Raw genomic sequence first — 13,513 nt, 5'->3', positions numbered from 1 at the left:
GGGGCACCTCGGGGCGGGGAGGTTCAGTGTTCCGGCTGCAGCTCGTGATCTTCGGACAAGATACGACCCTAGTCACCCGGAAGATCGAAAAAGGCCACTTCCCTGCCGGGAAATGGCCTCTGAGCTGGGTGGGGCTACCAGGACTTGAACCTGGGACCTCTTCCTTATCAGGGAAGCGCTCTAACCGTCTGAGCTATAGCCCCTCATCACGCAGACGAACGGTCTCGCATCCGTTTGGTGGAGGCGAACCCGTTCGCTCGAACAGGGAAAAGCTTACCCTGTTTCGGTGCCTGCTCGCGCCATGTCCCCGGCCCCGAACGGGCGGGAACATGGCGCGAACACGCGACGGGTCGGCTACTCGGCCTCGCTGAAGGTGACCTCCACGCCGCCGACCAGGTCGGAGGCGACGTTGTAGATCACCGCGCCGAGGGTGGAGAGGGCGGTGATCAGCACGACGTTCACCGCGCCGATCAGGGCGGTGTAGCCCAGAATGCGGACCGGCTCGAACCAGGAGGCGATGTCGACGCCGCTGGTGGCCTTGCCGTCGGCCGTCGTCAGCTGGGTGACCGTCTGGATGATGTTCTCGAACACCCCGAGGCCGGACAGCACCATGTAGAGCACCGCGACCGCGATGAACAGCACCACGAAGCAGACCAGTGACACGACGAAGCTGAACTTCATCGCCGACCAAGGTTCGACCCTGCGCAGCACCAGGTGCGCCTTGCGGGGCGACCTGGGACCGCTGACGTCCGTGGCCTTCTTGCCGGATTTGTCAGGGGCCTGGGGCGACGACAGGCTGCCCGGCGACCACGGGGCGCGGTTGTTCTGCTGCCCTGCCGGTGAACGGCCCTGCTGGCTCCCGGGCGGCGGCGCGGGCGGGGCGACCGGGGCGACCGGGGAACGGCCCTGCGGTCCTCCCGGCGGAGGCGAGGTCTGCGGCGAAGGCGGCGTGGGCGACTGCAGCGGTGGCGCGGAGGGTGGTGGAGATCCGCCTGGACGGATTCGCACCGTGGTGTCGGCCTGCTTGCCGTCCTCTGTCGTCACTTTTTTCCTGCCCTTGCGATCGTCGGATACCGATTCATCGGTTTCCGGCGCGGGCGCGCTACCGTTAACCGGTGACGAGGCCGCCTCGACGTCCTTCGTTCCAGCGGTCTTGTCCATCTTCTCCGTCGCCTGGTCGCGTGTCGACGAGGAGGCGGGGCGCGATCCCGGTTTGCCCTGAGCACTCACGGATTCTCCCCTTCCCCGTTCTCACCGGTCTCCACCTGCGGCTCGGCGCCTTCCTCGGTCGCCAGGTTCTCCCCGGTCTCCAGTGCCTCCGCATTACGGGCCAGCGCCACGACGCTGTCCCCCTCCGCCAGATTCATCAGCCGAACCCCCATCGTCTGGCGGCCAGACTGCTTGATCTCCCCGGCACTCGTCCGGATAACCCCTCCGGCGGACGTGATCGCGAAAACCTCGTCCTCGGGTCTGACCATGACCGCGCCAACCAGCTTGCCACGAGCGCTGACGATCTTGGCGGTCAGGACTCCCTTTCCACCTCTTCCCTGAAGAGGGTACTGATCCACGGGAGTGCGCTTGGCGTATCCGCCCTCGGTGGCGATGAGCACGTTGTCGCCGTCGGCGATCCGGTTCATCGCCAGGAGCTCGTCGCCGTCGAGGAAGCGCATGCCGATCACACCGCTGGTCGCCCTGCCCATCGGGCGCATGGCCTCGTCGGAGGCCGTGAAGCGGATGGACTGGGCGCCACGCGAGACGAGGAGGAGGTCGTCGTCCTCCGACACCAGCCTGGCGGCGATCACCTCGTCATCTTCCCGCAAATTGATCGCGATGAGACCACCAGTGCGCGGCGAGTCGTACTCGGAAAGGCGCGTCTTCTTCACCAGGCCACTGCGGGTGGCCAGCACGAGGTACGGGGCGACCTCGTAGTCGCGCAGGTCGAGGACCTCCATCACGACCTCGTCCGGCTGCATGGCCAGCAGGTTCGCCAGGTGCTGCCCGCGCGCGTCGCGGCCGGAGTCGGGCAGCTCGTACGCCTTGACCCGGTAGACGCGGCCCTTGTTCGTGAAGAACAGCAGCCAGTGGTGCGTCGTGGTGACGAAGAAGTGGTCGACGATGTCGTCCTGGCGCAGCTGCGCGCCCCGCACGCCCTTGCCGCCGCGCTTCTGCGCCCGGTAAAGATCCGTGTTGGTTCGCTTGGCGTAGCCGCCGCGGGTGATCGTGACGACCATGTCCTCCTCGGCGAGGAGGTCCTCGATCGACATGTCGCCCTCGTAGGCGATGATCTCGGTCTTGCGCTCGTCGCCGTACCGGCCGGTGAGCTCCGTGAGCTCGTCCTGGACGATCGTGCGCTGCCGCTCGGGCGAGGCAAGGATCGCCTGGTACTCGGTGATCTGCGCCATCAGCGAGTCGTGCTCGTCGGTGATCTGCTGGCGCTCCAGGGCGGCCAGCTTGCGCAGCTGCATGTCGAGGATGGCCTGCGCCTGGATCTCGTCGATCTCCAGCAGCGTCATCAGGCCGCCCTGCGCCGCGGACGCCGAGGGCGACTGCCGGATCAGGGCGATGACCTCGTCCATCCGCTCCAGGGCCTTGAGCAGCGCGCGCAGGATGTGCGCCCGCTCCTCGGCCTTGCGCAGCAGGTATCGGGTCCTGCGGACCACGACCTCGATCTGGTGCGCCACGTAGTGGCGGACGAACTGGTCGAGCCTGAGCGTCCGCGGCACCCCGTCGACCAGGGCGAGCATGTTGGCGCCGAAGGTGGTCTGCAGCTGGGTGTGCTTGAAGAGGTTGTTCAGCACGACCTTGGCGACCGCGTCGCGCTTGAGCACGATCACCAGGCGCTGGCCGACGCGCGAGGAGCTCTCGTCGCGGACGTCGGCGATGCCGCTGATGCGGCCGTCCTTGACCGCCTCGGCGATGGTCAGCGCGAGGTTGTCCGGGTTGACCTGGTACGGGAGCTCGGTGACGACCAGGCACTGGCGGCCCTTGGCGTCCTCCTCGACCTCGACGATCGCCCGCATGGTGATCGAGCCGCGCCCGGTGCGGTACGCGTCGTCGATGCCGCGGCGGCCGACGATCAGCGCGCCGGTGGGGAAGTCGGGCCCCTTGACCCGGGCGATCAGCGCCTCGAGGAGCTCCTCGTCGTCGGCGTCGGGGTTCTGCAGGCACCAGACGATGCCGCCGGCCACCTCCCGCAGGTTGTGCGGCGGGATGTTGGTGGCCATGCCGACCGCGATGCCCGCCGCCCCGTTGACCAGCAGGTTGGGGAAGCGCGAGGGCAGGACGAGGGGCTCCTGGGAGCGCCCGTCGTAGTTGGGGACGAGATCGACGGTGTCCTTGTCGATGTCGCGCAGCATCTCCATCGCGATGGGCGCGAGCTTGCACTCGGTGTAGCGCATCGCGGCCGGCGGGTCGTTGCCCGGCGAGCCGAAGTTGCCCTGACCGTCGACCAGCGTGTAGCGCAGCGACCAGGGCTGGGCCATCCGCACCACGGTGGCGTAGATCGACGCGTCGCCGTGCGGGTGGTAGGAGCCCATGACGTCACCGACGACGCGGGAGCACTTGAAGTAGCCGCGGTCGGGCCGGTAGCCGCCGTCGTACATGGCGTACAGCACGCGGCGGTGCACCGGCTTGAGGCCGTCGCGGACGTCCGGCAGCGCGCGCGAGACGATGACCGACATCGCGTAGTCCATGTAGCTGCGCTGCATCTCGGACTGGATGTCGACCGGCTCGACGCGGTCGGTCGGAGGGCCGGGCGGAGTGTTGACTTCCGTCACAGGTCAAGATCCTTTTCTGGTACGGCTACCGCTACACGTCGAGGAAACGGACGTCCCGGGCGTTCCTGATGATGAAGGAGCGGCGGGCTTCGACGTCCTCACCCATGAGCACGCTGAACAGCTCGTCGGCCTGGGCCGCGTCGTCGAGGGTGACCTGGAGGAGAAGGCGGGTGTCCGGGTTCATGGTCGTCTCCCAGAGCTGGGCGGCGTTCATCTCGCCCAGACCCTTGAAGCGCTGCACGTTGTCGCGCGGCCGGGGGTCGGGCTTGCCCGCGTCGATGCCCGCCTGGATGACCACGTCGCGCTCGCGGTCGGAGTAGGCGTAGGAGGCGTCCTCGCCCTTCCGGTCCCACTTGATCTTGTAGAGGGGCGGCTGGGAGAGGTAGACGTGCCCGGCCTCGATCAGCGGCCGCATGAAGCGGAACAGCAGGGTCAGCAGCAGCGTCGTGATGTGCTGGCCGTCGACGTCGGCGTCCGCCATCAGGATGAGCTTGTGGTAGCGGAGCTTGGCGATGTCGAACTCGTCGTGCACGCCCGTGCCCATGGCGGTGATCAGCGCCTGGACCTCGTTGTTCTGCAGGACCTTGTCGATCCGGGCCTTCTCGACGTTGAGGATCTTGCCGCGGATCGGGAGGATCGCCTGGAACTTGGAGTCGCGGCCGCCCTTGGCGGAGCCGCCCGCCGAGTCACCCTCGACGATGTACAGCTCGCACTTCTCCGGGTCGCTCCACTGGCAGTCGGCCAGCTTGCCCGGCAGCCCCGAGCCCGACTCCAGCAGCGACTTGCGCCGGGTCAGGTCGCGGGCCTGGCGGGCCGCGAGGCGGGCGCGGGAGGCCTGCAGGGACTTCGTGATGATGTCCTTGGCCTCGCCGGGGTTGCGCTCGAACCAGTCGCGCAGGTGGTCGTTGCACGCCTTCTGCACGAACGACTTGGCCTCGGTGTTGCCCAGCTTGGTCTTGGTCTGGCCCTCGAACTGCGGGTCGGTCAGCTTCACCGAGATGATCGCGGTGAGTCCCTCGCGGATGTCCTCTCCGGCGAGGTTGTCGTCCTTGCCCTCCTTGAGGAACTTCTGCTCGCGCGCGTAGCGGTTGACGATGGACGTCAGCGCCGCGCGGAAGCCCTCTTCGTGGGTGCCGCCCTCGGCCGTGTTGATCGTGTTGGCGAAGGTGTAGACGGACTCGCTGTAGGAGTTGTTCCACTGCATCGCGATCTCGACGGCGATGCCCTCGCCCTGCTCCTCGAAGTCGATCACCGAGAGGTGGGCCGGCTCCTTCTTGGAGTTGAGGTGCTTGACGAAGTCGGACAGGCCGCCCTCGTAGTGGAAGGTGGCCTCCCTGGGCTCGCCCTCCTCGCCCTCGGCGAAGTCGGGGCGCTCGTCCCTGATGGAGATCGTCAGGCCCTTGTTGAGGAAGGCCATCTCCTGGAAGCGGCGCGCGAGGGTCTCGAAGTGCCAGGTCGTGGTCTCGAAGATGGTCTCGTCGGCCCAGAAGGTGATCGAGGTGCCGGTCTCGTCGGCCTTCTCGCCCTTGGCCAGCGGGGCGGTGGGCCTGCTCTCGACGTAACTCTGGCGCCAGTGGTGGCCCTCGGTGCGGATCTCCACGTCGAGCTTGCTGGACAGCGCGTTGACGACGGAGACGCCCACGCCGTGCAGGCCGCCGGAGACCGCGTACGACTTGTCGTCGAACTTGCCGCCCGCGTGCAGCACGGTCAGGACGACCTCGACCGCGGGGCGGTTCTCGCCGGGGACGTTCCCGACGGGGATGCCGCGGCCGTTGTCGACGACCCGCACGCCGTTGTCGGCGAGCAGGGTGACCTCGATCCGGTCGGCGTGTCCCGCCAGCGCCTCGTCGACGGAGTTGTCCACGACCTCGTAGACGAGGTGGTGCAGACCACGCTCGCCGGTGGAGCCGATGTACATGCCGGGGCGCTTACGGACCGCCTCAAGCCCTTCGAGAACGGTGATTGAGCTAGCGTCGTAGGACAAGTGCGAAATCCTCCTGCCGCGGACACGCGGCAGGGAGACAACATGTAGCCCCGCCGTGCCCGTCACCGTCGTGAATGCCCCGATGCGTTCACCCAGGGGAGCCGGCATGCGCGCCGGGGGTGACACGCAAACGGACGTGTCCGGAATTCGATTTCATTCTAGCGGCTCAGAGCACATCATGTGGCATTGACGGCCTCTGGAATGGCCTGTCGCGCGACGATCATCGCCTTGGACATCCCCCTACGGGGACGGGGTTCACCCCGCCAGAAAGGCCGCTGATCCGTTTTCGAGCCTCGGATCAGCCGTACGTGTCGCCCGGGCCGCGGCTTCCGGTGACGCGCAGGCCACCGCTGGAGCGGGGACCGTTCTGCGGTCCACGAACCTTTACCTTTTGCACCGTTCCGTCCCCGAGCTCCTCATTCAACCTCCTGACGAGCGTCCTCGCCAGCAACCGCACCTGGGTGGCCCAGGCGGTGGAGTCGGCGACCACCACGACCTCGCCCTCGGCGAAGGTCTCCGGCTTGGTGTGAGCCGCCATGTCGGCGCCGACGATCTCGTGCCAGCGACCGAAAACCCCGCCGATCGCGGCGGGCTGCTCCCAGCCGCGATCGGACAGCAGGTCGGCGATGGCCCTGCCGAAGAGCTGGGGATCACCGGAGTCCCTGCGCGCCCCCGACGCCCTGCGCCGCGGCTCGCGGCGGGGGAGCTGTCCCCGCCTGGCGGCGTCCGACTTGGCCTGGGCCAGCTTCTCCCTGGCCATAGCGGCCCCCTTGGCGGCCGCGCTCCTCGCCGATCCGGCGGCCGCGCCGTCCACCCCCGTATCGCCCGTACCGCCCGGCGCGGGTGCCGCGCCGTCCGGGGCGGCCGGCCCGGGACCGGCCGGCGCGGCCTCCCGGCCCTCGCCGCCGCGCTCCTGACCACCCCGGGCGGCGCCGCGCCGCCTCGGCTCCAGGGCCCGCGGCACGGGCACCGGGCCGCCCGCGCCCTCTCCACCGTCATCGGACACGGGCCACGCCCCCCTCGGTCACGTCGAAACGGCTCCCGGCCAGCTCCCCCGGCACGTCGTCGGGGACCGCGGCGGTGATCAGCACCTGCTCCGCGGGGGCGACCATCTCGGCCAGGCGGCGCCTGCGCCTGTTGTCCAGCTCGGCGAAGACGTCGTCCAGGATCAGGACCGGGTCGCCCCCGTCGGCCCTGAGCAGGTCGTAGGCGGCCAGCCTGAGCGCCAGCGCGAACGACCACGACTCGCCGTGGCTGGCGTAGCCGCGCGCCGGCAGCTCGCCCAGGCCGAGGAACAGGTCGTCGCGGTGCGGGCCGACGAGGGTGACGCCGCGTTCGAGCTCGGAGGCGCGGACCTCCAGCAGGCAGGCCCGCAGCCGCTCCGCCAGCTCGGCGCGGTCGGTCCCGGCGTCCGGGGGCAGGGTGCCGCGGTACTCCAGCCCCGCGGGGGCGGAGTCGGGCGCGAGCGAGGCGTACGAGGCGGCGACCAGCGGGCGCAGCGTCTCGACGAGCTCCAGCCTGGCCGCGAGCAGCTCGGCGCCGTGCGTCGCCAGGTGGGCGTCCCAGACCTCCAGGGTGCTGAGCGGGTCTCCCGCCCCCGCCTCGGCGAACGCGGCGTCGCTCTCGGCCCGCCGCGCGCTCCGGCTCCGGCCGGAGCCCCGCCGGGCCTGCGCGGCGGTGCGCAGCAAGGCTCCGCGCTGCTTGAGCACCCGGTCGTAGTCGGCGCGCACCCCCGCGAACCTGGGTGTCCTGGCCACCAGGAGGTCGTCGAGGAACCGGCGCCGCTCGGAGGGGTCGCCCTTGACCATCGCGAGGTCCTCGGGGGCGAACAGGACCGTGCGCAGCAGGCCGACGACGTCGCGGGGGCGGGAGACGGGCGAGCGGTTCAGCCTGGCCCGGTTGGCCCTGCCCGGGTTGATCTCCAGCTCGATCAGCGCGCGCCGGTCGTCGCGCACCACCGACGAGCGGACGATCGCCCGCGCCGCGCCCTGCCGGACCAGCGGCCCGTCGTTGGCGACCCGGTGGCTGGCCTGCGTCGCCACGTATCCCAGCGCCTCGACCAGGTTGGTCTTTCCCATGCCGTTGGGCCCGACGAAGGCCGTGACCCCCGGCTCCATGCCGAGGTCGACGGTTTCGTAGGACCGGAAGTCGGTCAGGGAGAGATGGGCGACATGCACCCCAGGAAGATTAGTCGGCCCCGTCCGTCACCGGGGCCCCCGCGTCCGTACGGCTCGCGCCCTGTGGAAAAGGTATGGCGCGAGCCGCGCGGGGACGGCGGGTCAGCCGGCCGTCTCGACCGGCGGGGTGACGTCGGCGCCGGGAGAGTCGGCGCCCTTCTCGGCCGCGCCCGCCTTGGAGGTGACCGCGTGGCCGCCGAACTGGTTGCGCAGGGCCGCGACGACCTTCATCGCCGGCGAGTCTTCCTGGCGGGAGGCGAACCTGGCGTACAGGGCGGCGGTGATGACCGGCAGCGGGACCGCGTGCTCGACGGCGGCCTGCACCGCCCAGCGGCCCTCGCCTGAGTCCTGCGCGTAACCCTCCAGCTCCGCCAGGGACGGGTCCTCGTCGAGCGCGCGGACCATCAGGTCGAGCAGCCAGGAGCGGATGACCGTGCCCTGCCGCCAGCTCTTGAAGGAGCCGGCCACGTCGGTCACGATGTCGGAGGCCTCGAGCAGCTCCCAGCCCTCGGCGAAGGCCTGCATCATGCCGTACTCGATGCCGTTGTGGACCATCTTGGCGAAGTGGCCGGCGCCGACCGTGCCGGCGTGCACGAAACCGTCCTCGCCCTCGGGCTTGAGGGTCTCGAAGATCGGCATCACCCGCTCGACGTCGGCCTTCTCGCCGCCGACCATGAGCGCGTAGCCGTTCTGCAGCCCCCAGACGCCGCCGCTCACGCCGCAGTCGACGAAGCCGACGCCCTTGGCGGCGAGCTCGGCGCCGTGCTTCTGGTCGTCGACGTAGTGCGAGTTGCCGCCGTCGACGAGGATGTCGCCGGGTGACAGCAGGCCGCCGAGCGCCTCGACCGTGGCCCGGGTCGGGTCGCCGGAGGGCACCATGACCCACACGGTGCGCGGCGCCTGGAGCCGCTCCACCAGCTCCTCGAGGCCGGAGACGTCGCTGACCGCGGGATCGCGGTCGTACCCGATGACGTCGTGGCCGCCGCGGCGCAGGCGCTCAGCCATGTTGCCGCCCATCTTGCCCAGCCCGACCATGCCGATCTGCATACGAGACCCCCTTCAGGGTTTCATCATTCACCTACGCCAGGCGTGCCCGCGCAAGCCTTACCAACTCGGCGTTCCCGCCGACGGGGTCACCCACAGGGCTGTGGAGGACGTCCTCCAGGCCGATGCGCGTGGCGAGTCCAGACTGCCCCGCCTCGTCCAGGAGAATCCAGGCGGGGTCCCCCTCACCGTGGAGCAGCCGCGGACCGGGGACGCCCAGCTCGGCGAGGCGGTCCAGGACGGCGCGCGCCCGGGAGACGGCGGTCTCCGCGGGACCGCCGAGGATCTCGACGAGCACCCGCGCGCATTCCAGGCCGGTCGCGGCGAGCGCGTCGGCGTCCTCCACGGACCAGACCCCGGCCTCCACCCCCACCCCGAGCCGTCGCAGATCATGCCACAGGCCCTCGAAGCCGGGCTCGGAGAGGTTCACCGAGGCGAAGTCCGGCAGCTCGCCGGGGGCGAGCGCGGCCCAGCCGCGGACGGCGTCGCGCCGCGTGTCCACATCCCCGCCGGTTATCCACAGCCCGGTGCTCACCCCCACGGGGAGCCCGGGGCAGGCCTCGCGCACGGCGCGTACGGCCGCCCCGATGTGGGCGGCGCTGAGCGACTCGCTGCCCGCCTCGTCGCGCGGATGGAGGTGAACGGCGTCCGCACCCGCCCCACACGCCTCACGGGCCGCCTCAGCGAGCTCCAGGGGGGTCAGGGGGAGGGCCGGGTGGTCGCCGGGCCTCCTGGCGCCGTTCAGGCACGCCTTGAGCCACGTCGCCTCCCCCCGCCGTCCCGCCGTCGCGCCGCGCGTCCGCGTGCCCTCGTCCGCCGCCGCGGGATCCCCCTCGGCGCCGGTCGCCGCTTCCGCCGCGCGATCACGTTCGGGGCCCGTCGCGGGATCCACCGGGGGACTCACCGGGGATCCGCCGCGCCGGGCCGTCGCGAGGCCTCCATCAGCTGGACAGGCGGATGGGCATGATCAGGTAGCGGTAGTCGGGAACACCGCCGTCGTCGGCGGGCTTGCCGCCGGTGAGGATGGCGGGCTTGGTGGACGTCGTCATCTGCAGGCGGGCCACGTCGGAGTCGATCGCGCCGAGCCCCTCGAGCAGGAACTGGTGGTTGAAGGCGATGTTGATGTCGTCGCCCTCGAAGTCGACGGGGAGCACCTCGACCGCCTGCGCCTCGTCGCCGCTGCCCGCCTCCAGGACGACCTCGTCGCCGCGGAAGGCCAGCCGTACGGGCGTGTTGCGCTCGGCGACCAGGGCCACGCGCTTGACGGCCTCGACGAAGGCGGCCGTCGGCAGCTCCGCGCGGGCGGAGAACTCCGTCGGCAGCAGCGAGCGGTACTTGGGGAACTCGGGGTCGAGCAGCCGGGTGGTGGTGCGGCGTCCCGCGCTGGAGAAGCCGATCATGCCCTCACCGGTGCCGCCGGCGGAGCTCATCGCGATCTCGACCTCGGCGCCGGTGCCGCCCAGGGCCTTGGCCGTGTCGGCGAGGGTCCTGCCCGGGATCATCGCGATCGCCGAGAAGTCCGGCTGGCCCGGCTGCCACTTCAGCTCCCGTACGGCGAGGCGGTAGCGGTCGGTCGCCGCGAGCGTGACCGTGTCGCCCTCGATCTCCACGCGCACGCCGGTGAGCATCGGCAGGGTGTCGTCCTTGCCCGCGGCCACCGCGACCTGGCCGACGGCCGAGGCGAACACGTCGCTGCCCACCTTGCCGGCGGCCGGGGGCATGGTCGGCAGGGAGGGGTAGTCCTCCACAGGCATGGTCAGGAGTGTGAACCGGGCGCTGCCGCAGGTGACGACAGCCTTGGCTCCCTCCACCACGAAATCCACAGGCTGTGCGGGAAGCGCCCTGGTGATCTCGGCCAGAAGCCTGCCGGAGACGAGCACCACGCCCGCCTCGCCCGTCTGCAGTTCGAGGGTCACCTCTGCGGAGACCTCGTAGTCGAAGCCCGAGAGCTTGAGCTGCCCGCTCTCCGTGACCTCAAGACGCATGCCGGCCAGCACCGGCACGGAGGGACGCGCCGGCAGGCTGCGCGCCGTCCATGCGACCGCCTCAGCGAGCACGTCTCGGTCGACCCGGAACATCACGTGGATCCGCCTCCTGTGTGTCGAGCGCCATCCGCTCGGTGCCTGGGGTTCAAGTGTTCACTGTCGCGCACCTGCGCTCCCTCGGAACCCCTCTTATGGCTCTTGGGTTTCCTAGTTAGAGATACAAGTGGCCTTCGTATTAGGGGCTGTGGATACTGTGGAAAGCCATTGTTTCCGCAGGTCAAGTGCTGTTTTTTCATCCACCGGTGCTGTGGGCGGAGACTGTGGACAACTCTTGGGGCTGGGGAGAACCTCGGAGTACACACAGGCCGTCCCCAGATTCGGTGCCCTCTGTCCCCAAGTTTTCCACGAGGTTTCCCCAGGTTATCCACGGGGTAGGAGGTCGTTTTGTCCTTGTGGAAAACTCTCCCCACAGGGCGTCCCCAGGTTATCCACGAGTTGTCCCCAGGTTGTCCCCAAGTTCTCCCCAGAGTTGTCCACATGCGCCGAACAACGTTCGGACCAGCGGGTTTCCGGATGATCATGGTTCGACGCCCCGGAGCCTCCCGGCCCCCCGCGAACCGTTGATCCACAAGGTTTTCCACAGCCTGTGCATCACGGGGTGAAAAACCTCATCATCCATTGCGGGACTGCTGCTTGATCCGGGTCGTCAGCTCGTTGACCTGGTTGTAGATCGAGCGTCGCTCGGCCATCAGGGAGCGGATCTTGCGGTCGGCGTGCATGACCGTGGTGTGGTCGCGGCCGCCGAACTGCTGGCCGATCTTCGGCAGCGACATGTCGGTCAGCTCCCTGCACAGATACATGGCGATCTGGCGGGCGGTCACCAGCACCCGCGAGCGCGACCCGCCGCACAGGTCGTCGATCGACAGCCCGAAGTACGCGGCGGTGGACGCCATGATCGTGGCGACCGTGATCTCGGAGCCGGCGTCCTCGGTGATCAGGTCCTTCAGCACGACCTCGGTGAGCTGCAGGTCCACCGACTGCCGGTTCAGGCTCGCGAACGCGGTCACCCTGATCAGGGCGCCCTCCAGCTCGCGGATGTTGGTCGAGATGCGGCTGGCGATGTACTCCAGCACCTCGGGCGGCGCGGCCAGGCCCTCCTGGATCGCCTTCTTGCGCAGGATCGCGATCCGGGTCTCCAGCTCGGGCGGCTGGACGTCGGTGATCAGACCCCACTCGAACCGGTTGCGCAGCCGGTCCTCCAGCGTGACCAGCTGTTTCGGCGCCCGGTCGCTGGAGATGACGATCTGCTTGTTGGAGTTGTGCAGCGTGTTGAAGGTGTGGAAGAACTCCTCCTGCGTCTGCTCCTTGCCCTCCAGGAACTGGATGTCGTCCACCAGCAGGATGTCCACGGCCCGGTAGCGGCCCCGGAAGTTGTCGGCCTTGTGGTCGCGGATGGAGTTGATGAAGTCGTTGGTGAACTCCTCCGAGCTCACGTATCTCACCCGCGCGCCGTCGTACAGGCTCTGGGCGTAGTGGCCGATCGCGTGCAGCAGGTGGGTCTTGCCCAGGCCCGAGTCACCGTAGATGAACAGGGGGTTGTACGCCTTGGCCGGCGCCTCGGCCACCGCGACCGCCGCCGCGTGCGCGAACCGGTTGCTGGAGCCGATCACGAAGGTGTCGAAGGTGTACTTCGGGTTCAGCCGGGCCGGCTCCCCCTGGGTGCGGCTCCCGCGGCCGTCCCACCTGTTCTGCACGCCGCCCGCGCCGCCCGCGGCGGGCACGGGAGGCGCGCCGCGGTCGAAGGAGTCGGGCTCGGACCGCGGCGGTGACGGCTGCGGGGTGTAGCCGCGGCCGTATCCGGGGTTCTGCTCTCCCTGCGCGGGCGTCTGCGAGGGCTCCGCGGGCAGGTACGGCTGGGGGGACTCCTCGCCCTGCTGGTACGGGTAGGAGAACGGCTGCGCCTGTGGATAGTCGGTGGACGGCTGCGCGGGCTGGTTGCCCCCCGGATAGGGATGCTGGAGCCCGGAACCCCCGTGGTGCTGGGGCGGAGCGGGCTGTGCATAACCCTGCTGAGCCCCGCCGGCCTGTGCATAACCCTGCGGCTGGGCCTGGGGATAAGCGTCCTGGCGGGGAGTGAGCCCGGACTCGGGGCCCGCCGCGCTGGGGTCGACCATGACCGCCACTCGCATCGGGCGGCCGAACTCCTGGGAGAGCGCCTGGCTGATGAGCGGACGAAGCTTGTTCTCCAGGACATCTCTGGCGAAATCCGTGGGCGCGGCGAGCACCACGGTGTCGTTCATGAGGCCGAAGGGCCGGGTCATGTTGAGCCAGACCCGCTGCTGGGACGGGACGTTCTCGTTCAGGGAGTTCTCAAGAGCCCTCGCCCAGACCGCGCTGAGGTCCGTTCCGTCCATGGTCCGGCTCCCCTCCTCCCGACGCGGCCCCGCTGGCCCACCGCGATCTGTTTATCCACAATGGTGGCCGCCGGGCGCACCGGATCTCGTCGTTGTCCACATGCCGGGAGTCCCGTGGCCCCGTCGTGGGCGC

Annotated in this window: 9 protein-coding genes and 1 tRNA gene; all 10 read right to left on the bottom strand. The window is 69.8% G+C overall.

All coding sequences use genetic code 11. The features are described 5' to 3' along the window. Positions 1 to 129: 129 nt before the first annotated feature. Positions 130 to 203: transfer RNA gene (locus tag AB0F88_RS24455), tRNA-Ile, on the bottom strand. A 151-nt stretch (positions 204 to 354) separates the two neighbouring features. Then, complete coding sequence (locus tag AB0F88_RS24450; RefSeq protein WP_362688241.1) at positions 355 to 1,044, bottom strand: DUF3566 domain-containing protein; 690 nt, start codon at positions 1,042 to 1,044, stop codon at positions 355 to 357. Positions 1,045 to 1,226: 182 nt separating this feature from the next. Then, positions 1,227 to 3,776 carry a DNA gyrase subunit A gene (gene gyrA / locus AB0F88_RS24445; protein WP_362688238.1) on the bottom strand — a complete coding sequence of 850 codons (2,550 nt, stop codon included), beginning with the start codon at positions 3,774 to 3,776 and terminating at the stop codon, positions 1,227 to 1,229. Between the two features lie 31 nt (positions 3,777 to 3,807). Then, a complete protein-coding gene (gyrB, locus tag AB0F88_RS24440) occupies positions 3,808 to 5,760 on the bottom strand; it encodes a DNA topoisomerase (ATP-hydrolyzing) subunit B (protein ID WP_362688235.1) in 1,953 nt (650 codons plus the stop codon). A 298-nt stretch (positions 5,761 to 6,058) separates the two neighbouring features. Then, a complete protein-coding gene (locus AB0F88_RS24435) occupies positions 6,059 to 6,766 on the bottom strand; it encodes a DciA family protein (RefSeq protein WP_362688232.1) in 708 nt (235 codons plus the stop codon). Next, complete coding sequence (recF, locus tag AB0F88_RS24430) at positions 6,756 to 7,937, bottom strand: DNA replication/repair protein RecF (protein ID WP_362688229.1); 1,182 nt, start codon at positions 7,935 to 7,937, stop codon at positions 6,756 to 6,758. The genes AB0F88_RS24435 and recF overlap by 11 nt, the downstream gene beginning before the upstream one ends. 102 nt (positions 7,938 to 8,039) lie before the next feature. Then, positions 8,040 to 8,984, bottom strand: coding sequence for a phosphogluconate dehydrogenase (NAD(+)-dependent, decarboxylating) (gene gnd / locus AB0F88_RS24425; RefSeq protein ID WP_362688226.1), 945 nt, complete (start codon positions 8,982 to 8,984; stop codon positions 8,040 to 8,042). A 31-nt stretch (positions 8,985 to 9,015) separates the two neighbouring features. After that, entirely contained in the window at positions 9,016 to 9,885 is an 870-nt protein-coding gene (locus AB0F88_RS24420; protein ID WP_362688223.1) for a 3-keto-5-aminohexanoate cleavage protein, read from the bottom strand. A 37-nt stretch (positions 9,886 to 9,922) separates the two neighbouring features. Then, positions 9,923 to 11,062: a DNA polymerase III subunit beta gene (gene dnaN, locus AB0F88_RS24415; protein WP_362688220.1), complete on the bottom strand. Its 1,140-nt coding sequence runs from the start codon at positions 11,060 to 11,062 to the stop codon at positions 9,923 to 9,925. Between the two features lie 575 nt (positions 11,063 to 11,637). Further along, entirely contained in the window at positions 11,638 to 13,380 is a 1,743-nt protein-coding gene (dnaA, locus tag AB0F88_RS24410; protein ID WP_362688217.1) for a chromosomal replication initiator protein DnaA, read from the bottom strand. Between the last annotated feature and the right edge of the window lie 133 nt (positions 13,381 to 13,513).

The organism is Streptosporangium sp. NPDC023963 (assembly GCF_040639135.1).
In the GTDB taxonomy this organism is placed as follows: Bacteria; Actinomycetota; Actinomycetes; order Streptosporangiales; family Streptosporangiaceae; genus Streptosporangium.
Note: the sequence above shows the minus strand (reverse complement) of the source record. Positions and strands in the feature narration are given on the sequence as shown.